An 18,847-nucleotide genomic window follows, 5' to 3' on the forward strand; every position below is an offset into this window, starting at 1 on the left:
TGTCTGTAACTCGACCTTAGGGGTTTTTTTGTGTTTTGTCCAGAAAAATACATCATTTAATTACATATTTAGGAATATATTCTAACGAAATATTCATGTTAGGTTTTTTGCAAAGCTTCTGGAAATAAGACCCTGTAGTTCCGCTATCCCCCTCGCATCCCTACTTTTTGCCTAATTAGCGTCCTCTAGTTCCCTTATTAGGTTTTGCCGCTAAGTGTCGGCGACACCGCGTGCCCTGGAATTGCGCGCGATGGGAAAATCAGGGCCGCAAAGTTGCTTTTCTTATTGTCCCCTCAGAGTTAATAAAGATTTAAGAATTGGTTCACAAGCGTTTCATTTTTGCTGACTAAGATGTAGTTGTAAGCCCATTATTCAAAGGAGACTTTGAGCTACACTCAAAGATCCCAAAGCGGAGAGACTTAGAGCTACACTCAAAGATCCCTATATTAGGAGGAAATCATGAAAAAGAAATGGTTGATGTTAGGCGGCGCTGTTGGGATTAGCAGTATTGTTATGGTGACGACTGGGTTTAGTGCATTGGCGAGTACTTCGGGTTATGATGCTTACAAATCTGCGCTCAAGAACACGAAAACTGTCCAAAACGTAGCCGTGCAGGCAGCAGCAGCTTTGCAAGATAACGGGAATGTGCTGGCAAGTGCAAACGGGAGTTTTAAAGTGAGTCTGGATTCGAAAACAGCAAGCGGCAACGCAGATGTGTTGGCCAATGGGACTCAGCAATCGTTAAGCTTCTATAAGCAAGATAATCAAACCGTACTTAAATCCAACGCCAGCGATGTGTACTTCGTCAAACAGGAGGGCGACAAGAAGCACAAAACCGAGAAAAAGCTGAATGAAACTGAAATTCCGCAGCAAGTGGAAACGGTGATTGACGCTTTAGTCGGGAATTTGAAGGATTATGTAGCGGTTGATACGAAAACGGATGGCACCAAAGAAATTTCCATTCAACTCGATAATGCTCAAATTCCTACTGTGGTGAATGCTCTTGCTCCAATCGCCATTAAAGAAGCTTCCAAGGACGAACATGACGGCAAGCAGAAAAATGCAGCTGGGCAAGCTGTGGCGACCCCTTTTAATGAAGATTTCTTGAAAAATGCAGCGCCACAGCTGACACAAGATATCAAAATTGAAAAGGTTTCGATTAAGGCGTCGATTAATGCTGATAATTACATTTCTCATCAAGAAGCGGACTTAACCGTATCCGGTAAAGACGATAGCGGCGCAGCGCATCAAGTGACGCTTCACCTTCAAGCAGATTTGTCCGGTTATAACCAGACAACACCGGACACCGTTGATCTAACTGGTAAAACCGTACAAAACTTGAAGCATGATCGTCATGGAAATCACGACGAGAACGAATAAATAAAGCTTAACGCAGTTACTAGTATGCAAGCAGACAGGCTTCTCAATTCAAGCCTGTCTGCTGTTTATGAACGGGGGGAATCGATATGACGATTATCTTGGAAACATCTCATTTGAGTAAGGAATATGGGAATAAACGCGGCATCCGGGATATGAACATCCAGTTGCATGCCGGCGATGTATATGGTTTGTTGGGGCCTAACGGCGCAGGGAAGACAACGTTTCTTAAATTAATTACGGGCTTAATTCGCCCGGATCAAGGTGCGATCTCCTTGTTTAATTATCAGCTTCCCGAACAATTCGAAGCGGGTATGCAGCATGTCGGCAGCATGATTGAATCTGCTGATTTCCACGAGTTTCTTGGCGCGTGGCAGTATTTGGAGCTTGTTGCTCGTTTCTATCCGACCGTCACGAAGAAGCGTATGGAAGAAGTTTTGGAACTTGTAGGCTTAATCAAAGTACGCAAGGAAAAGATCAAAGGCTTCTCGACAGGGATGAAACAGAAATTAGCGCTTGCCGCGGCAATATTGCCAGAACCGAAATTGGTCATTCTGGATGAGCCTACGAATGGGCTTGATATTGAAGGAACGGTGATGTTCCGGAAACTGATTAAGCAGTTGTCTACGGAGAAAGGGACGTCCTTCTTAATTTCAAGTCATATGATCCATGAACTGGAACAGCTCTGTAATCGAGTGGGGATTGTGGCAGATGGGCAATTGAAAAAGGAAGGGTACGTAACTGAATTATTGAAAAACAATCAATCCTTAGAACAATTCTATATCGATGAGCTTGAGCTCTCAAAGGAGGACAGGGAAAGTGCGTAGATGGCGACCTGGTTACTTAAATGAACTTTATTTATTGTTGTATCGGAAGAAAGTCGTAATGTTTGCTATTTTTTCAGCTATATTACCTATCTTGCTCGTTATTTCACTTCATGCTTTACAGCCTGTTTTTGGACTCATTGCGGTTAGCCAGTCGTTTCCAATTGAGATGCTGTCGATCTACACAAGTATTTGGATTCCGCTTTTTATTTTAACCATTATCAGTGATTTGTTTCCCAATGAACTGGCTTCCAAAACACGGAAACTTGCGCTGCTTCGCCCGAATTCCCGGTTTCAAGTATTTGGAACGAAAGTGGCCGCACTTGGCACGGGGATAGCTGGCATACTCATCGTACTGGGCATCGTTACGTTCATTTGTAATCTATTTACCGGTACATCCGCTAATTTCTCAGAGACGGCGGCTATGATGAAAGCTTATCTGGCAGCCTTTGTTTCCATGATCGCTTTGTCAGCTTTATTCGTATTCGTCTCGCAGTTCTTCAAAAGTGCCAGCAGTTTTATGGTGTTTTCACTCGTTTTCTATGCTGCTGCCAAAGTTGCGCCGTTCTTGCTGAGCTCGATTGCATCATTTTCCCCTATATCCTATACAGACTGGCATATGTTATGGTTAAGTCAGACAGTATCGGCTGGTAAATTATTGACGACATCTCTTTTTCTGGTATCTAGTTGTATGTTGTTCATGGCGCTGGGTTACTATAAATTTGATAGAAAAGAAGTATAAAACGGGGTCTTCACATGTCTATTCGTCTAAAGTTATTGTTATCGTACGCGGCAATGTTGATCATTCCACTTGTTATGATGATCATCACGGCGATGCTGCTCCTTGTTGTATTTCGGGGCGATTTCCAGAGCATTCGTGATCAATTGAGCTCGGGTGTCGGAATGTTTGAGAATCAGAATGTGGAACATACGTTCAAGGAAATGGTAAGAACCTCACAGAAAAATCCGAGCATTCTAGCCGATTTGACTTATATAGCCGATATAGATCAAGAACTTCAAGCGAGTAACTCAAAGCTTGTTATACGTAGAGACAATACGCTCATATATACTTCGCCCACTTTAATTGATTCGGAAGTGCTGCAGCAGCTGCCAGTATTCAAGCAGCATGACCACCCGGAACGCGGAAGTGCCAAGCGCTTTGGGAAAGAATTGCTTGAAATCAATTCGTTTGATTTTTATTTTGCGGACCAACAACCTGGCAGTGTGTTTATTATTACAACGGTGAATCCGTTAGTTAACTTTATACAAAAGTTTTTTCCTATCTTGTTCGTTACGTTGCTTATTATTTTGATTCTAACGCACACCTTATTAACTTATTTTGTTTCGAAAAGTATCATTTCACCGCTTAAAAAATTGAAAAACGCGATGAAAAGAATGCAAGCCGGGGATCTTGATTTCCCAGTCCAGATCACAAGTACAGATGAAATCGGACAGCTAAGCATCGCCTTTGAACAAATGCGCAAACAATTGCAAGAATCCATACAAACTCAAGTTCAGTATGAAGACAATCGCAAAGAGCTCATTTCCAACATCTCTCATGATATCCGGACTCCGCTGACAGCCATTAGAGGCTATGTAGACGGATTAGGCGACGGTATTGCTGATACCGCGGATAAACGCCAAAAGTATATCGAAATTATTTCGTCCAAAGCGGAAGAGATGGATCATTTGATCGATGAATTATTTTTGTACTCCAAGTTGGATTTGAAACGAATTCCCTTCAACTTTGAAATTGTGAACTTCGCTTCCTTTTTAGCCGATTGGTCGGATGAACTTGATTTTGAACTCAGTAAGAAAGGCGTCCATTTTAAATCTGATGTCACCATTCACGAGATGACCTTAGTGTCCATTGATCGGGATAAAATGAGGCGTGTTTTTTCTAACATTATGGATAATTGCTTGAAATATATGAACAAAACCGAGAAATACATCACGCTGCAGGCCAAGATAACCGGAGCGAGCGTCGTGATTGCTATTACGGATAATGGAGCAGGCATGGATGCCGACGCGCTTCCTCATATCTTTGATCGTTTTTACCGCGCAGACCCGTCCAGGAACAGCAATAGTGGGGGAAGCGGTCTAGGTTTAGCAATCTCCAAACAAATGATAGAAGGGCATGGAGGGACAATCCGTGCAAGCAGCAAGAAGGAAGAGTGGACTTGTATTACCATAAATTTGCCGCAGAAGCGGGACAAAGATGGTGGGAAAGAATGAAACAAATACTCATTGTGGAAGATGAACAATTGATTGCAGAACTTGAACGAGATTACTTGGAAGTTAGCGGCTACAAGGTTGATATTGCGATGGACGGCGAACAAGGTCTGAAACTCGCTCTGCGTGGCGTGTATGATCTGATTCTACTGGACGTCATGCTTCCCTTATTAAACGGATTTGAAGTATGCAAGCAAATTCGCGAGCATCATCAGATTCCGATCTTGATGGTCACAGCGAAAAAAGAGGATATTGATGTTATTCGTGGGCTTGGGTTAGGTGCTGATGACTACATTACGAAGCCGTTCAAACCCGGTGAGCTGGTAGCAAGGGTTAAAGCTCACTTAGCACGTTATGAGCGTTTAATAGGAACCAAAGAGCAGAAAGATGAAATTCGTATTCAAGGTCTCTTCATTGATAATGCTTCACGCCGCGTGTTCGTACATGAGCAAGAAATCAATCTGACAACGAAAGAATTCGAGCTGCTCATCTTTCTGGCGACGAATCCGAACCGCGTGTTTAGCAAGGATCATATCTTTGAACGGATCTGGGGATTCGATGCGATGGGAGATGCCCAGACTGTTACGGTTCATATTCGTAAATTAAGAGAAAAAATGGAGATAGATCCCTCCAACTCTCAATATATAGAAACAGTATGGGGAGCAGGTTATCGGTTTCGAGTTTAAAAAGGGAATGTTGAAAGGTGGTATTTATCAGATGACGGTTAATCCACGTGTGTTAATTCTTACGGCTAGCTATGGGAATGGACATCTGCAGGCTTCTAGAGCTTTGCAACAGCAGTTCTATCGCCAAGGGATAGAGCAGGTGAAAATTGTTAACCTGATGAAGGAAGGCCATCCTGTTATTCATTCGATTACAACCTCGTTAATTAGCAAAAGTACAAAGAGTTCACGCATAGGAATCGACTATTATGGCTGGAGCTATTACTTGACACGCGAGACTAAGCAAACGGCATTATTTCAGAAATCAATGACCTTTCTAGGGCAAAAGAAGCTCAAAGAGATTATTCTCCAAGAGCGGCCGGATTTCGTTGTCAACACCTTTCCATTCGGCGCATCGCCGCAAGTATGCAGTTCAATGGGGATCCCAAACTATACAGTTTTGACGGACTACGCGTTGCATGCGAGTTGGCTGCACCCGAACGTGGATCATTATTATGTGGCAACAGAAGAATTGAAGCAGCAAATTATTTTTAAAGGATTTAGCAAAGACAGCGTTGAGGTGAGCGGAATCCCGTTGCGACAAGAATTCACGAATGCGAGCATTCGTCAACGCAACCCAGAACAGAAGAGTATTCTGATTATGGCTTCTGACAGCGGCATGGCCTCTTATATGGAGGAGATGCTGCATAAGCTGATCCAGTTAGAGAACTGCCGGATCGTTGTGATCTGTGGCCGGAATGAGAAATTAAAACATCGACTTGAAGCAGAGTTTGCCACGAATAGGAGTATAACCATTCTTGGGTTTGTTGATAATGTTCATGAGTGGATGTCTCAAGCTACCTGTCTAGTAACGAAAGCTGGCGGCTTAACGTTGACAGAGGCGATCGTCTTACGAGTACCTATTTTTATTTATAAACCCTATGGCGGTCAAGAGAAAGAAAATGCGCTATATTTGGCAAGCCGCGGGATGGCTGCTATTTCCAAAAGTATAGATGAATTATCGGAGAGTATGGCGTATCTCATCAACCACCCAAGCCTACATGAAGTAATTAGGGAACGTATGCAAACATTACAGCGAAGCCATGCAGCTGCCCATATCGTCAATGACATGCTGCTTAAATGGAGTAATCAACGGATGGAAGCGCTGATTTAGAGGAGGTATTCATATGTATGAGAATTTAGATGATTTTTTGCAACGGATGGATGAACTGGAAGATGAGGTGAATCAGCTTATTCTTCAATCCAATTTAACAGCGGCAGAAAAGAAATTTATCTTCGATCATATCCTGGTTATTCCTCGGAAAATGGAAGAGCCTGAAGCAGGCAAAGCTATTTCATGATGAGCATGAAAACCTCCTTGATTTATGGAAGGAGGTTTTTTTATTTCCTCATGGGACGATAGCCGGGTTTCCTTTAGGGGCTTGTTTTTTTATTGCGAGAAAAGAGAAGGGGAGAACAATTGATGGACAAGAATAATAGTTGAGTTAACTAAATTGACATGAACTAATTTTGTGATTGTCCGATACTCTGTGAATATACAATATGAAAACGCTACCTGATAGAATACATAACACAAAAAACGAAAAACGATTGACAACGACTAGGAACCTTGTTAATATTTAATTATTAACATCAATGGAATAATTACATGAGGATTACAGCATTTTTAGTCGGATTATCTTGATTTTATTCTTGTTTCATTGATTTTTTATGGAATTTGGTAACTTCTGTGGAATAATTATCCCCACAACAACATTAGATCTTGAAATTAAGTGCAAAGAGGGGAAGAAGAAATGAATAAAACATTAGTTGAAGAGTATCGTGGATGTACATTAGAATGCGTGCATAGCGGGCATATATGCGGAGTTTCCATCTCGGGTTCTGTTAAGTACGCAGTGGGGGATGTAGAATCATTAACCTACTTAAGGTCATCCGGAAAACCATTTCAAGCTATTCCTGTTATTAGGCAAGGCGCGGATAGAAAGTTTGGCCTTTCTGATAAAGAAACGGCTATTATGATCGGGTCCCATCGTGCGGAGACCTTCCATGTTGAGGCATTGGAATCCATGCTTACTAAGATTGGAGTGGGAGAGGAAGCACTTGTTTGTCACCCCACTTACCCCTTAAGTGTACCTGCTTCAGAAGCCATGCTTAGAGCGCAGAAGCCTAAACGTTCAATTTATCATAATTGTTCTGGAAAGCATCTTGGCATTCTTGCTTTGTGCAAAACAATGGGATATCCGACCGAAGGCTACTTTGAACCTGACCATCCGGCTCAAATCGAGATCGTAGACACGCTCGCTTACTTATCTGAGTGTCCAAGAGAACACATCCACATAGGTACAGACGGTTGCGGTTTTCCGGTGTTCGCTATTCCTCTTAAGCATTTAGCGACTGCCTTCCTGAAGCTAGCCTGTCCAGAGGTGATTGAAGATCTTGAAATTCGATCCGCTGTGATTCGAATAACCGCTCTTATGAACGAGCATTATGAGATGATTGCCGGTTCAGATCGAATTTGCTCAAGCCTACTTATGGATCCCAATATTGTTGCTAAGGGCGGAGCTAAAGGCGTGTACTGCTTTGGATTGAAAAAAGAAAAGCTAGGTTTCGCGCTTAAAGTGATGGATGGTTCTGAGGACGAGTGGCCTATCATTACGGCATCCATCCTTGAGCAGATTGGTTATAGCAACCAAGAGACGATTGATCGTATGTATCAACTCACGCCAACTGACATTACGAACGATAATAAGGAAATTATCGGAACGAACAAAGCCGTGTTTACCTTAGAATCCATATAGAAACCCAGGCTTAGTTACTAAATGATGTTGAGGAAAATATCTTCAGCAAGATTTTATAACATAGATCATATTACAGGAGGGGTTATAAAATGAAGAAAAAAGCTACGATTCTAGCCTTATGCACCAGTCTTGTACTTACTTTTGCCTTAGCAGGCTGCTCTACAAATGGCGGACAGAGTGAAGCGGCAAAAGCCACTGGAGCTGCAGGAGCCAAAGAAGCCACAGGCAAGAAAGCAAAAATCTCGTATCTCGATCCGCTTCCAAGCCCGGAAAGAACAGCGCTTATGCAGGGGCTTTTGAAGAAATTTCAAGAGAAAAACCCGAATATCGAAGTTGAATATACGTCTGTCCCTTGGGATGATGCGAATAAGAAATGGATGACCATGGGTGCAGCTGGCATTCTTCCCGACGTATTGAGTATTGATGATACTTCCTTAGTAGCCATGGCTTCAGCTGGTTATATCGAGAACTTGCAGCCCTTTTATGACAAATGGGATCAATTAAATAATTTGACGGAAGCAACCAAACAAGCGAGAAATAAATACAAAGGTAATGTCTATGCGATTCCAGATGGATTCTTGCTGCAGGGCTTGTTTATCAGAAGCGATTGGTTTAAAGAACTGAATATGCCCGAGACCATCGCGACATGGGATGATTACTTTAATCTAGCGCAAAAATTCACAGACTCTGCGAAAAACAGATACGGTATTTCCTTTAGGGGAGGGGCTAACGGCGTTATTCGAGCAATGGAATATGTAATGGCGGCGGTCCACTCCGACAGTTGGTTTGATAAGGATGGCAAATCGATTTTGTATAAGCCTGAAGGCGCTGCGGCCTTTAAGAAATTTTATGATGTTTACTTAAACGGAAATGCTCCTAAAGAGTCTGTCAATTGGGGCTTCAACGAAATGGTTCAAGGATTCTTAAACGGTCAGACGGCTATTTTAAATCAAACGCCTGAAGTTATTATTACAGCTCAGAAAAATATGAAAGAAGGCACCTGGAATGTAGTTCCAATGCCTAAAGCCGATGACGGAAAACGTTACATTTTCTGGGGTTACACAGCCGCTTACGCTATGTCTTCCAAATCACAAAATAAAGAGGCTTCTTGGAAGCTAATCGAATTTTTAAGCTCTCCTGAGAATAACCTAGCATACAGCATTAAAAACTCTACGATTCCGATTTACAAAGACAACCTGAAAGATCCGTTCTTCAGCAAAGGTGCTATTGCTGGGTATGCGGGTTCCATGGCGGATTCCAACATTGTGTTTGCAGGCCCTCCGAGCCATTTAACGAAGCTTGGTCAATTCACGGGAACGTTCGCAGTGGAAGAGACGCAGAAATATTTGACAAAAGCGCAATCGCTCGAGGATACTGTTAAGCATCTTGCAGATTTTCTAACCAAAGAACAACAAGCCTATATGAAGGAAAATCCATAATAAAGAAGGCAGATAATCGGGGACACGAATGAATCCCCGGTTATCTATTCTGAAGTATTGAAAAGGCGGGGAGAGAAAGCATGCTAAAAGCAATTCGATGGAAATCATTCGAGCCCTATTTATTAATTACTCCTGCTGTTCTAATTATTCTAGCCTTTTTTGCTTATCCTTTACTATCAGGACTTAAGCTTGCTTTTATGCATTATGTCTTATTTGAACCGGGTAATATCCACTTTTCAGGTTTTGAAAATTTTAGATCTTTGCTGGCCGATAAGAATCTCCCTCAAATCTTAGGTAATTCTGTACTTTGGGTCATCTTAACGGTAGGTTTGCAATTCGTTCTTGGATTTATTTTGGCACTAGCGCTAAATAAACAGTTTAAGGGAAAAAACATCTACCAATCTATTGTTTTTCTGCCTTGGGCTGTGTCTGCTTTTTTAATCGGGATGATTTTTAAATGGTTGTTTAATGAACAGAATGGGCTTATTAATTACTTATTGGTGAAACTCGGAATTCTGGAAAAAGGCATCCCCTTTTTGGCTATTCCTCATGTCTCTATTTTCCCAGTCATCGCTGCTATGGTTTGGTATGGAGTGCCTTTTTTCGGGATTATGATTCTTGCTGCTCTACAAAACGTACCTAAAGACATCTATGAATCTGCTGATATTGATGGGGCAGGCCGAATGACCAAGCTGTTTAAGGTTACGATTCCTTATATCAAACCGACGATTATTATTACCTTGCTGCTCCGAGTGATTTGGGTATTCAATTCAGCCGATTTGATCTACATCATGACCAATGGGGGGCCAGCGAATACTTCTCATAACTTGCCTTCCTATATATTTAATAAAATCTTCTATACGACCGACTATGGGCAAGCCTCCGCTTTGGGAATTATGATGCTAGCGATTCTTATACTTTATACGTTAATTTTCTTGAAAACGACTAAATATGATGATGCAGGTGATTTCTAATGGTCTCCTATGTTCGGAATGCAACCCCGACAGTTTCTCGAGTCATTGCGTTAACATTGTTCCTAATTGGTGCTTTGTTTCCTTTTTATTGGATGTTAGTCACTTCTCTAAAGGATAGACAGGAAATTTATAGCGGGAAGCTAACTCTTTGGCCCCAAAATTTAACTTTTTCGAACTATATAGACACTTTCCAGAATTCTAACTTTCCGCAATATTTTATGAACAGCTTTATTGTAAGTATAAGTAGTTCAATCTTGGTGTTGTTTGTATCCATTCTAGGTGGCTATAGTATGGCCAGATATTCATTTCGAGGCAAGAAGCTCTTTCTTATTTCCTTTTTGGCTACTCAAATGATTCCTGTGATGGTCATTCTAGTTCCGCTCTTCATTTCATTCAGCCATTTACACTTGTTGAATAAACTGCCTTCGTTGATTATTACTTATACGGCCATGAACATTCCTTTTTGTTTACTGACGATGTCCAGTTTCTTTCAGAGAATTCCCGTATCTCTTGAGGAAGCAGCTCTTATTGATGGTTGTAATAAATTTCAAACGATGACCAAAATTATTCTGCCCATTATGCGGCCGGGAATTGTTGCTACCCTTGTATTCGCATTTACAGGCGCGTGGAATGATTTGTTTTTCGGGGTTATGTTTACGAATAGCGAAAGCACCAAAACAGTCCCTGTTGGACTAAGTAGCTTTGTGCAAAAATTTGATATTAACTGGGGTCAAATGAGCGCTGCGGGTATTTTATCCTTGATTCCTGTTGTGATTATGTTCGCTTTTGCCCAAAAATACATTGTATCAGGGCTTACAGAGGGCGCAGTCAAAGGATAACGACTTCACTTGGTGAAATGGGGAGAATTATGCTGTTGGAAGTGATTGCAACTACAGTGAAGGATGCTTTATTGGCCGAGCAGAGCGGCGCGGATCGTATCGAACTCATAACAGGGATTCTAGAGGGTGGGTTAACGCCTAGTTACGGCTTAATTGATGAGGTTGTGCATAGCACGAATATCCCTGTTCAAGTGATGATTCGCCCGCATAGCCAATCTTTTTGCTATGACCAGAGAGATCTGGGCGTGATGTTGAAAGATATACAGACAGTGAAACAGATTGGCGCTCATGGCATTGTACTTGGGGCGCTAACCTCAGACCGTAGGATTGATCACGAGACGCTGCGACGATTATTAGATGAGGCAGAAGGATTATCTGTGACTTTTCACCGTGCATTTGACGAAGTAAGCAATCTGGAGAAGGCTCTGGAGGAACTTTTAACCTATAGCCAAATTGATCGGGTGCTTACATCTGGCGGAAAGCCAAACGTGCTTGATGCACAAGAAGAATTAAGACAGCTTGTTAAGAGAGCGGAACATTCTCACCTGCAAATTTTAGCTGGAAGTGGATTGACGGTAAGTGCAATCCCCTCCTTCCTTCAATCGACTGGTGTTAAAGAGATTCATTTCGGCAGAGGGGTACGAGTGGATAATAATCCGATAAATGAGATCGATACGGAAAAAATTAAAGATATTAAAAAATATAGGTAGGGATCATGTTGCTAATGGTTGACTGCGGTGTATAGGATGGTTAACATTAGATTTATTAACATGGGTGGAATAAAGAAGAGGAATCCAAGTAAATGAAAAAAATTGAGAAGCATGATCAAGATGTTATCAGACTGCACAATAAGCAGATGATACTGGAAATCATTAAAAAGAGTCGGCCCATCTCCCGTGCGGAAATAACCAAAATCACCAAATTGAGTCCTACATCCGTTGGGCGTATCGTAGGTGAGTTATGTGAACAAGGATTGGTGAGGGAAACCGCGTTAACCTCGGTAGGTGTTGGACGTAAGGCGATTATGTTAGATATCGATCCCCAGGCGGTTTATACAATTGGGGTGGACATCGGTAAAAAGGCGATTAAGTTTGGCGTCATGGAGTTCAGCGGCGAACTGCTCCACGAGGAGCGAGTTGATCATATTGCTCTGCAAACAACCCCTGAAGCTACGGCAGCTATGATCTCCGAAACGATCAACGTAATGATTGATCATAAAAATCTCGACAAGTCAAAAATCATTGGCATTGGCATCGGCGTGCCTGGTGTGATTGACCATGAACGGGGAATCGTCCAATATTCGTCGACATTGGGTTGGAGAAATACCCCTTTCGCCCAGTTCATCCAGGACAAGCTGCATATTCTTACGGTCATTGATAATGACTTGAAGGTGAAAATCCTTGCCGAGTATTTACTAGGCTCCGCCCTCGGATCGAGAAAGACAGCATTGATTGAGTTGGGCACCGGAGTCGGCTCCTCTTTGATCATTGATGGCGACATTTTTCGTGGGGGGTCAAACAGTGCCGGGGAGTTAGGACATACAACGCTGGATCCGAATGGCAACATGTGCGAATGTGGCAAAAGAGGCTGTCTGCAAACGTATATCGACGAGTCGGCTATTCTGTATGAAGCAAACCGAGTCAAGGAGACCGCCAATATCCAGCAACTGTTTGCAGCGGCACAAAACGAAGAAAAATGGGCTCAAGATATTGTTTCCAGAACTTCGCTGTACATTGGCATAACCATTAATAATATCGTCTGTATGTACAATCCTGATGCCGTTATTTTGTGTGGCGATTTGGTGGAAAATTACAGTGAGATTGTGCCTTTAATTAAAGAACAGTGTGGGCAGGTGGTGTGGGAACCTTTTCGTGACACGTTTAAAATCCTGACTTCCGAATTGAAGAGCAAATCGATCGTTATAGGCGCAGCCATGTTAGTGATGAATAACTACGTTGATAAATCTTGAATAAATAATCGCGTTATGGACGTTCGAGTCGGCAGATTTACGATTATAATGCTTTATTTTATCGAAATGCTCAATAGATAATTATCTTGATTCACTCCGTACATTAAACGGACACACTAACAAATGCTCACACACATAACCAAGAATGTAATTATATACATCAGTGTCCAATAACAAAAAGTTGATTGACTGGGATAAGGGTTCTTGACATCGATGAATGTCAGGAACCTTATTTCACAATATAAGAATTTATATGTTCTGGAGTGAACAAGGAGTTGCCCGGGCTGCTTGCGCGGAGATAAGGGAACTACAGTGCGCTATTCTAGCAAAAAGCGTCATTATTGCGAGGTTGAGGGAACTACAGTACGCTATTTTGCTGTTTTTTGGGAAATTAAGCTCTTTTGGTGGAAATAAGACCCTGTAGTTCCGCTATTGCCCTAACAACCCTGCTATTTGCCAAAATAGCGTCCTCTAGTTCCCTTAACAGGTTTTGTCGCTACTAAGAGGCTAATCTCTCAGGGCGGCGAAGCCGTTTTTCTTATGTGCTACCGCTTCGCCAATAGTGCAAAAAAAACGCATTGCTGCGCTTTCCAACCGCAAAGCGCAGCAGGGCGAATAATCAAAGCCGAGTTTGCCTTCGGCAACCCTTCATAGCCTCACTATGCCTTATGTGCAGGGATAAACGGCTCCCCTGATTATTTTCGCAGATTGTCCTTATAGTTGTTTATTAGCTAACCGTTCATCACCCCTGCCTTTACATGAAATACCGCCAATAAATATAAATGTTAGCCAATGCAACAGACAGCAGCATAAGTGGAAAGCCGTACTTCATATAGGCAACAAATTTGATCGGGTGTCCTTCTTTGCCTGACATGCCGGCTACAATCAAGTTGGCGCTCGCCCCAATTAAGGTGCCGTTACCGCCAAGACAAGCCCCTAAGGCAAGGCTCCACCAGAGCGGTTCAAGATTCTCGACGCCCATATTGCCCATTTCCTGAATCATAGGAATCATGGTTGCGACGAATGGAATGTTATCCAGAAACGCAGACGCGATCGCACTGAGCCAGAGGATCAACATGGATGTGGCCAGGGGATCTCCTCCCGTCAGCTCAATCGCCGCCGCGGCTAGCTTGGAGATGATGCCGGTCTCTACCAGGCCGGAGACTAAGACGAACAGCCCGACGAAGAAGAAGATGGTGGTCCATTCGACCTTGGTGAATGCGGCTTCCATAGCATGCTCGCCAGTCAGCAGCAGCAATAAGAAGGCCCCTGCCAAGGCGACTGTTGCGGACTCGAGGTGAAGCAGCTGGTGGAGAAAGAATCCGACAATGGTAAGGCTTAGGACGGAAAGGCTCTTGATTAGCAGTTTGCGATCGGTAATGACTTCTTTCTCATCCATGAGCATAATGCTTTGCTTCAACTCAGGCGTGGTCTGAATCTGCTTACGGAACAAGAAGACGAAAATCGGTATCATGATGGCCATAATGACGAAGACGATCGGTGCAAGATTATTGATAAAAGCCATGAAGGTCAATTCTTTGACGGCACTTCCGATCATGATGTTCGGAGGATCGCCAATTAATGTAGCTGTGCCCCCAATATTGGATGCAAGAATTTGCGTGATGAGAAAGGGGATCGGATTCACGCGCAGCTGCCGCGTAATGCTGAATGTAACGGGCACCATGAGTAGGACGGTCGTCACGTTATCTAGGAAGGCCGAACCAATCGCTGTAATCAGCGCGAGTGATACTAGGATTCGGACAGGGTCGCCTTTTGCCTTTTTTGCTGCTAACAGCGCGATATATTTAAATAATCCCGTTTCAGCTGTTATGCTGACAATGATCATCATACCGATTAAGAGTCCCAGGGTATTAAAGTCAATGTGGTGCAAAGCCGAGTCTTGATCTACAACGCCGAGAACGACCATGAGGACACCGCCAATCATAGCCACGATCGTGCGATGGATTTTTTCGGCGATGATCATGCTGTATGTGAGAAGAAAGATACCAATTGCCAAGATTGCTTGTTGTTCCATAATTCCTCCTATATGTTCTTCATTTGTTAGTACTATTCCCTATAAATGCAATTTGGTTGTATCCCCCTTTCTCTGCATAAAAAAAAGCCCTACCAAGGGCTCCTATGTCAAAAAAAGAATAAAAGGAGCCCTTGGTGACAGGCTCCTCCGAATTGCAGCAATATGTAGTTGGTCGCGAACATTTATCAGTTAACTGTACATGGCTCTTGCATTTATGTCAATACGTTGGGCGGTGTGAAATATGTGCTGGTTTCCCATAATACCAAGATGGGAGCTGGGAAAGGTGCAGTTCTGCTCGCTATTACTTTTTGTCTACTTATGTGATATTTTTCACATGAATTTCGAATCATTTCCTCTACACTAGGGAAAAGGAGTTTGCCTGGAGGTGTGGATATGGGGTTCGTTAAGCCAGAACAGATTTGGGAGCGAGCGGTGGAAGCGGGAGAGAAGAAGGTGCATTTGCCTCTGCGCGGACAACTGGTATTAGGATTTATGGGCGGTGCTTATATCGCTCTGGGATTTCTGTTGTACATCAGAGTTAGCGCTGCAGTTCCTGCGCCATGGAGTGACTTTGGCCATCTTATCGGGGCATGCGTATTTCCGCTTGGACTAATTCTTACCCTGCTGGCAGGTGGGGAACTGCTAACCGGGAATATGATGGCGGTGCCTGTGGCGTTCCTCTCAAGGCGAGTCAAGCTGGTTGACATCGCCCGCAACTGGGTGGTTATTACGGTTGGCAATCTGCTTGGGGCTTTGTTCATTGCGTATGCTTTTGGACATCTAGCTGGGTTAACCGAGCATGGTATTTATTTAGCCAAATTAGTGAAAATTGCCCATGCCAAGATCGAAGAGCCCTTCTTAGTCGCTTTGCTATCCGGTATCGGTTGCAATTGGCTAGTTGGCCTTGCTGTGTGGCTTTCGTATGGCGCAGAGGATAGCGGGGGCAAAATATGGGGCATCTGGTTTCCTACCATGGCTTTTGTCGCAATAGGATTTCAGCATGTCGTTGCCAATATGTTCGTCATTCCAGCCGCTATTTTTGCTGGTCAGGCTACCTGGACGGACTACTTGTACAATTTTGTCCCTGTATATATAGGAAATTCAATAGGAGGCGCGCTGTTCGTTGCGGTCATGTATGGTTTGGTGTACCGTCGTTAGCTGGTTGACAACAAAGAGGAGGCTGCTCGCCAGGTGTTCGACCTGTTGAGACAGCCTCCTTTTCAAGTGGAAGAACTATTTCAAACGAATGAGGTTGCTAACTAAACTCTCGACAATGACATCTCTAATCGAAGCTTGTTCTTCCTCTAGAATGTGAATGATATAGTTTTCTTTTGGTGTAGAAGCTCTGAATATGATGTGTTCTCGATCTTCCAGAACGACGTCATGCCCACAAGCGCGAAGGCATTGTTCATAATCAGATATCGTGGGCTGGTGATTCTCCTCTAAGAAAATAATCCCCCTTAACAGAGAACTGCGATCGTGATGGATGACTTTGAAATGAACGGTGATTTCTTTTCTCATGAATAGAATCATCTCCTTGGTTGCGTACTGGATCTATATATCCTTCATTATAAATAAGAAGAATCCGCGAGACTGTGATTTAATTCACATACAACTCATTTTCTCCGTCCTATAATAAAGGCATAAGATACGAAGGAGATGGTTCAAATGATGAAATGGTTAAGAGGAAACAATTACGCGGCGATCCTGTTGACGATCATTCGATTATATGTGGGTTGGGAATGGGCGGTCGCGGGATGGCACAAAATTACGGGGGATAAAGCTTTCGACGCAACAGGCTACTTGAAGGGCGCAATTGCCAAACCTGTTCTTGAAAGTGGAACGACAGATCTGGTTTATGCGAACTATGTGGCTTTCTTGAAAAACTTCGCGCTGCCCCATATCGGGTGGTTTAATGTCTTAGTTCCTTGGGGTGAGCTTTTGGTCGGTATCGGTTTACTGATCGGAGCGCTGACTACAGCAGCCGTATTCTTCGGCTTACTGATGAATTTCATGTATATGTTCGCTGGTACGGTTAGCTCGAATCCATGGTTAGTGCTTCTCGGTTTCTTCATCATAGCAGCAGGCGCAAATGCAGGGAAATTTGGTGTGGATCATCTGATATTGCCTTACCTGCACAAATGGTTCGATAAGCTCTTGGAACGCTTCCATCTCAAAGCAAAATTGAGATAAGAGCCAATCTGCGCCCGCAATTCAATCGTCCAAAACCTGTTCTTTCTACTTCGGCAATTCGGAGGAAAGAACAGGTTTTTTTTGTGGCGGAATGGTTGCGGATGTGTGACATTTTTCACTTACAGGTGTTTGCTTTTTGACTAAAGTGGAGGTATCAAGACAGGTTGAAAGGAGAAGTGATGGGTATGCTTTCAGGCGTTATTCTGGCTGGTGGAGCAAACCATACCATGAACGGAGAATTGACGGCATTGCTTCCGTTTGACGGGAAAGCTCTGATTGTCCGGCAAATTGATCGTATGCGAGAGATCTGTGATGAAATCATTATTGTCACGAATGATCCCAAGCCCTATTTGAACAAGGTCGATCGTTCTGTGCGCATTATTACTGATTTTTTCGCAGGTCAGGGTCCTCTTGGGGGAATGCATGCCGCATTATCTTTGGCGAAGTATGCGTCCGTTTGGATCGTAGGGTGCGATATGCCCTTAATATCCAATAAAGCCGCTCAACTGCTCATGGCCAAAAAGCAAGATGGCTTCGAAGCGGTTATCCCCATCGTGGCGGGCGAGCCCTATCCCTTGCACGGGATTTATGACCGAGCCTGTGCGGCCCGGATTGCGCCGCTATTTAATCAAGGGAAGATTAGAGTTTCGGCGATGCTAAACCATGTTATTTGGAGCGAATTAGGGGAGCGATACTTGCTGGATAACGGCATTGACTTGAACTTTGTAGCCAATATCAAGACGATTGCCGACTATGAGGCCATACAGCACTTAGATAAATAAGACAGGAGGTGAAGAGGATGGATAGCCGCAATAACGACGTGATAGATAAGGAAAGGAAACATACAGAACAGGAGCCCATCTTGAGGGGAACGTTCGCCTCGGTTTTGCTCTTAGGACTCTTCTTGCTAGTCAGTTGGGTCATCATATTTGTTCTATTTATATCCAGGCAATAAAGCAGCAAGGCACATTATGTTCTATAAAGGTGGTTAGACCATGCATATCCATAAACTCGAAAAAATTTGGTTAACAATTGGGATCGTTATGCTATTTGTATTTCTAGCTGTGTTGGGGGTTTCCGCATTCGCAATGGGCGTCAAGCCGCCAAGTGAGCACCATCATCAGATTGACCCCGCGAAGGTTCAAGAGACAGCACCCTTTGATAAGCCCGGGCTCCGCCAAATGGATGACCATACGTATGAAGCAGTTATGACAGCTTTTACTTTTGGCTATGCGCCCGACAAGATGGAGGTCCCTGTGGGAGCGACGATCAACTTCGTCGTGACAAGCCAAGACGTGGTTCACGGCTTTGCCATTCCGGGCACGAACGTCAACATGATGATTGTCCCAGGTGAAATCAGCCATGTCAGCCATACATTTACACAGCCAGGCGAGTATTTGATCCTCTGCAATGAATATTGCGGCGGTGCTCATGAATATATGAAAACAACGATTATTGTTAAGTAGCGGGTAGAAGCGAAGGAA

The 18,847-nt window shown here is 43.4% G+C and carries 20 protein-coding genes; 18 read left to right on the top strand and 2 right to left on the bottom strand.

Annotated features, from left to right (window positions below):
* Window positions 1-459: 459 nt before the first annotated feature.
* The 13 genes from IEY34_RS31285 (at window position 460) to IEY34_RS31345 (ending at window position 13,135) form a co-directional block, all read left to right on the top strand.
* The gene (locus IEY34_RS31285) at window positions 460-1,380 is read left to right on the top strand and encodes a hypothetical protein (protein WP_189019453.1); all 921 of its coding nucleotides are present in this window, start codon (window positions 460-462) and stop codon (window positions 1,378-1,380) included.
* A gap of 86 nt (window positions 1,381-1,466) precedes the next feature.
* A complete protein-coding gene (locus tag IEY34_RS31290; protein ID WP_189019455.1) occupies window positions 1,467-2,204 on the top strand; it encodes an ABC transporter ATP-binding protein in 738 nt (245 codons plus the stop codon).
* Window positions 2,197-2,943 carry a DUF2705 family protein gene (locus tag IEY34_RS31295; RefSeq protein WP_189019457.1) on the top strand — a complete coding sequence of 249 codons (747 nt, stop codon included), beginning with the start codon at window positions 2,197-2,199 and terminating at the stop codon, window positions 2,941-2,943. Before IEY34_RS31290 ends, IEY34_RS31295 begins: the two co-directional genes overlap by 8 nt.
* 14 nt (window positions 2,944-2,957) lie before the next feature.
* Window positions 2,958-4,436: a sensor histidine kinase gene (locus tag IEY34_RS31300; RefSeq protein ID WP_189019459.1), complete on the top strand. Its 1,479-nt coding sequence runs from the start codon at window positions 2,958-2,960 to the stop codon at window positions 4,434-4,436.
* Window positions 4,433-5,119 carry a response regulator transcription factor gene (locus IEY34_RS31305; protein WP_189019461.1) on the top strand — a complete coding sequence of 229 codons (687 nt, stop codon included), beginning with the start codon at window positions 4,433-4,435 and terminating at the stop codon, window positions 5,117-5,119. The genes IEY34_RS31300 and IEY34_RS31305 overlap by 4 nt, the downstream gene beginning before the upstream one ends.
* Window positions 5,120-5,150: 31 nt before the next feature.
* Window positions 5,151-6,269 carry an MGDG synthase family glycosyltransferase gene (locus IEY34_RS31310; RefSeq protein ID WP_189019463.1) on the top strand — a complete coding sequence of 373 codons (1,119 nt, stop codon included), beginning with the start codon at window positions 5,151-5,153 and terminating at the stop codon, window positions 6,267-6,269.
* A gap of 13 nt (window positions 6,270-6,282) precedes the next feature.
* Window positions 6,283-6,456, top strand: a complete 174-nt coding sequence (locus IEY34_RS31315; protein ID WP_189019464.1) for a hypothetical protein — start codon at window positions 6,283-6,285, stop codon at window positions 6,454-6,456.
* A 453-nt stretch (window positions 6,457-6,909) separates the two neighbouring features.
* On the top strand, window positions 6,910-7,914 hold the full coding sequence (locus IEY34_RS31320) for an asparaginase (protein ID WP_189019466.1): 1,005 nt from the start codon (window positions 6,910-6,912) through the stop codon (window positions 7,912-7,914).
* Window positions 7,915-8,003: 89 nt separating this feature from the next.
* A complete protein-coding gene (locus tag IEY34_RS31325; protein WP_189019468.1) occupies window positions 8,004-9,353 on the top strand; it encodes an ABC transporter substrate-binding protein in 1,350 nt (449 codons plus the stop codon).
* A gap of 80 nt (window positions 9,354-9,433) precedes the next feature.
* A complete protein-coding gene (locus IEY34_RS31330; protein ID WP_189019470.1) occupies window positions 9,434-10,327 on the top strand; it encodes a carbohydrate ABC transporter permease in 894 nt (297 codons plus the stop codon).
* Between the two features lie 218 nt (window positions 10,328-10,545).
* Window positions 10,546-11,166 carry a carbohydrate ABC transporter permease gene (locus IEY34_RS31335; protein WP_268240205.1) on the top strand — a complete coding sequence of 207 codons (621 nt, stop codon included), beginning with the start codon at window positions 10,546-10,548 and terminating at the stop codon, window positions 11,164-11,166.
* A gap of 29 nt (window positions 11,167-11,195) precedes the next feature.
* Complete coding sequence (locus tag IEY34_RS31340) at window positions 11,196-11,876, top strand: copper homeostasis protein CutC (protein ID WP_189019474.1); 681 nt, start codon at window positions 11,196-11,198, stop codon at window positions 11,874-11,876.
* A gap of 92 nt (window positions 11,877-11,968) precedes the next feature.
* On the top strand, window positions 11,969-13,135 hold the full coding sequence (locus tag IEY34_RS31345) for an ROK family transcriptional regulator (RefSeq protein WP_189019475.1): 1,167 nt from the start codon (window positions 11,969-11,971) through the stop codon (window positions 13,133-13,135).
* Between the two features lie 754 nt (window positions 13,136-13,889).
* Here IEY34_RS31345 and IEY34_RS31350 read toward each other — a convergent pair.
* Window positions 13,890-15,170: an ArsB/NhaD family transporter gene (locus IEY34_RS31350; protein WP_189019477.1), complete on the bottom strand. Its 1,281-nt coding sequence runs from the start codon at window positions 15,168-15,170 to the stop codon at window positions 13,890-13,892.
* Between the two features lie 393 nt (window positions 15,171-15,563).
* On the opposite strand from IEY34_RS31350, the gene IEY34_RS31355 reads away from it, so the two are divergent.
* Window positions 15,564-16,328: a formate/nitrite transporter family protein gene (locus IEY34_RS31355; protein WP_189019479.1), complete on the top strand. Its 765-nt coding sequence runs from the start codon at window positions 15,564-15,566 to the stop codon at window positions 16,326-16,328.
* A 75-nt stretch (window positions 16,329-16,403) separates the two neighbouring features.
* On the opposite strand, the gene IEY34_RS31360 is transcribed toward IEY34_RS31355, so the two are convergent.
* On the bottom strand, window positions 16,404-16,691 hold the full coding sequence (locus IEY34_RS31360) for a hypothetical protein (RefSeq protein ID WP_189019481.1): 288 nt from the start codon (window positions 16,689-16,691) through the stop codon (window positions 16,404-16,406).
* Window positions 16,692-16,838: 147 nt separating this feature from the next.
* Here IEY34_RS31360 and IEY34_RS31365 point away from each other — a divergent pair, with 147 nt between their 5' ends.
* The 4 genes from IEY34_RS31365 (at window position 16,839) to IEY34_RS31380 (ending at window position 18,829) form a co-directional block, all read left to right on the top strand.
* Entirely contained in the window at window positions 16,839-17,363 is a 525-nt protein-coding gene (locus IEY34_RS31365) for a DoxX family protein (RefSeq protein ID WP_189019482.1), read from the top strand.
* Between the two features lie 179 nt (window positions 17,364-17,542).
* A complete protein-coding gene (gene mobA / locus IEY34_RS31370) occupies window positions 17,543-18,145 on the top strand; it encodes a molybdenum cofactor guanylyltransferase (protein ID WP_229757928.1) in 603 nt (200 codons plus the stop codon).
* A gap of 17 nt (window positions 18,146-18,162) precedes the next feature.
* Window positions 18,163-18,318, top strand: coding sequence for a cytochrome c oxidase subunit 2A (locus IEY34_RS31375; RefSeq protein ID WP_189019484.1), 156 nt, complete (start codon window positions 18,163-18,165; stop codon window positions 18,316-18,318).
* A gap of 40 nt (window positions 18,319-18,358) precedes the next feature.
* A complete protein-coding gene (locus tag IEY34_RS31380; protein WP_189019486.1) occupies window positions 18,359-18,829 on the top strand; it encodes a cytochrome c oxidase subunit II in 471 nt (156 codons plus the stop codon).
* Window positions 18,830-18,847 lie beyond the last annotated feature (18 nt).

Origin of the sequence: Paenibacillus marchantiophytorum, assembly GCF_014640555.1 — a bacterium.
Taxonomy (GTDB): Bacteria; Bacillota; Bacilli; order Paenibacillales; family NBRC-103111; genus Paenibacillus_E; species Paenibacillus_E marchantiophytorum.

Excerpts from the sequence above, each read along its gene's own strand:
- IEY34_RS31350 (WP_189019477.1), bottom strand. The coding sequence starts at position 15,170 with ATGGAACAACAAGCAATCTTGGCAATTGGTATCTTTCTTCTCACATAC.
- IEY34_RS31285 (WP_189019453.1), top strand. The coding sequence starts at position 460 with ATGAAAAAGAAATGGTTGATGTTAGGCGGCGCTGTTGGGATTAGCAGT.
- IEY34_RS31340 (WP_189019474.1), top strand. The coding sequence starts at position 11,196 with ATGCTGTTGGAAGTGATTGCAACTACAGTGAAGGATGCTTTATTGGCC.
- IEY34_RS31315 (WP_189019464.1), top strand. The coding sequence starts at position 6,283 with ATGTATGAGAATTTAGATGATTTTTTGCAACGGATGGATGAACTGGAA.
- IEY34_RS31345 (WP_189019475.1), top strand. The coding sequence starts at position 11,969 with ATGAAAAAAATTGAGAAGCATGATCAAGATGTTATCAGACTGCACAAT.
- IEY34_RS31310 (WP_189019463.1), top strand. The coding sequence starts at position 5,151 with ATGACGGTTAATCCACGTGTGTTAATTCTTACGGCTAGCTATGGGAAT.
- IEY34_RS31365 (WP_189019482.1), top strand. The coding sequence starts at position 16,839 with ATGATGAAATGGTTAAGAGGAAACAATTACGCGGCGATCCTGTTGACG.
- IEY34_RS31360 (WP_189019481.1), bottom strand. The coding sequence starts at position 16,691 with ATGAGAAAAGAAATCACCGTTCATTTCAAAGTCATCCATCACGATCGC.
- IEY34_RS31330 (WP_189019470.1), top strand. The coding sequence starts at position 9,434 with ATGCTAAAAGCAATTCGATGGAAATCATTCGAGCCCTATTTATTAATT.
- IEY34_RS31335 (WP_268240205.1), top strand. The coding sequence starts at position 10,546 with ATGAACAGCTTTATTGTAAGTATAAGTAGTTCAATCTTGGTGTTGTTT.
- IEY34_RS31300 (WP_189019459.1), top strand. The coding sequence starts at position 2,958 with ATGTCTATTCGTCTAAAGTTATTGTTATCGTACGCGGCAATGTTGATC.
- IEY34_RS31355 (WP_189019479.1), top strand. The coding sequence starts at position 15,564 with ATGGGGTTCGTTAAGCCAGAACAGATTTGGGAGCGAGCGGTGGAAGCG.
- IEY34_RS31305 (WP_189019461.1), top strand. The coding sequence starts at position 4,433 with ATGAAACAAATACTCATTGTGGAAGATGAACAATTGATTGCAGAACTT.
- IEY34_RS31325 (WP_189019468.1), top strand. The coding sequence starts at position 8,004 with ATGAAGAAAAAAGCTACGATTCTAGCCTTATGCACCAGTCTTGTACTT.
- mobA (WP_229757928.1), top strand. The coding sequence starts at position 17,543 with ATGGGTATGCTTTCAGGCGTTATTCTGGCTGGTGGAGCAAACCATACC.
- IEY34_RS31290 (WP_189019455.1), top strand. The coding sequence starts at position 1,467 with ATGACGATTATCTTGGAAACATCTCATTTGAGTAAGGAATATGGGAAT.
- IEY34_RS31375 (WP_189019484.1), top strand. The coding sequence starts at position 18,163 with ATGGATAGCCGCAATAACGACGTGATAGATAAGGAAAGGAAACATACA.
- IEY34_RS31320 (WP_189019466.1), top strand. The coding sequence starts at position 6,910 with ATGAATAAAACATTAGTTGAAGAGTATCGTGGATGTACATTAGAATGC.
- IEY34_RS31380 (WP_189019486.1), top strand. The coding sequence starts at position 18,359 with ATGCATATCCATAAACTCGAAAAAATTTGGTTAACAATTGGGATCGTT.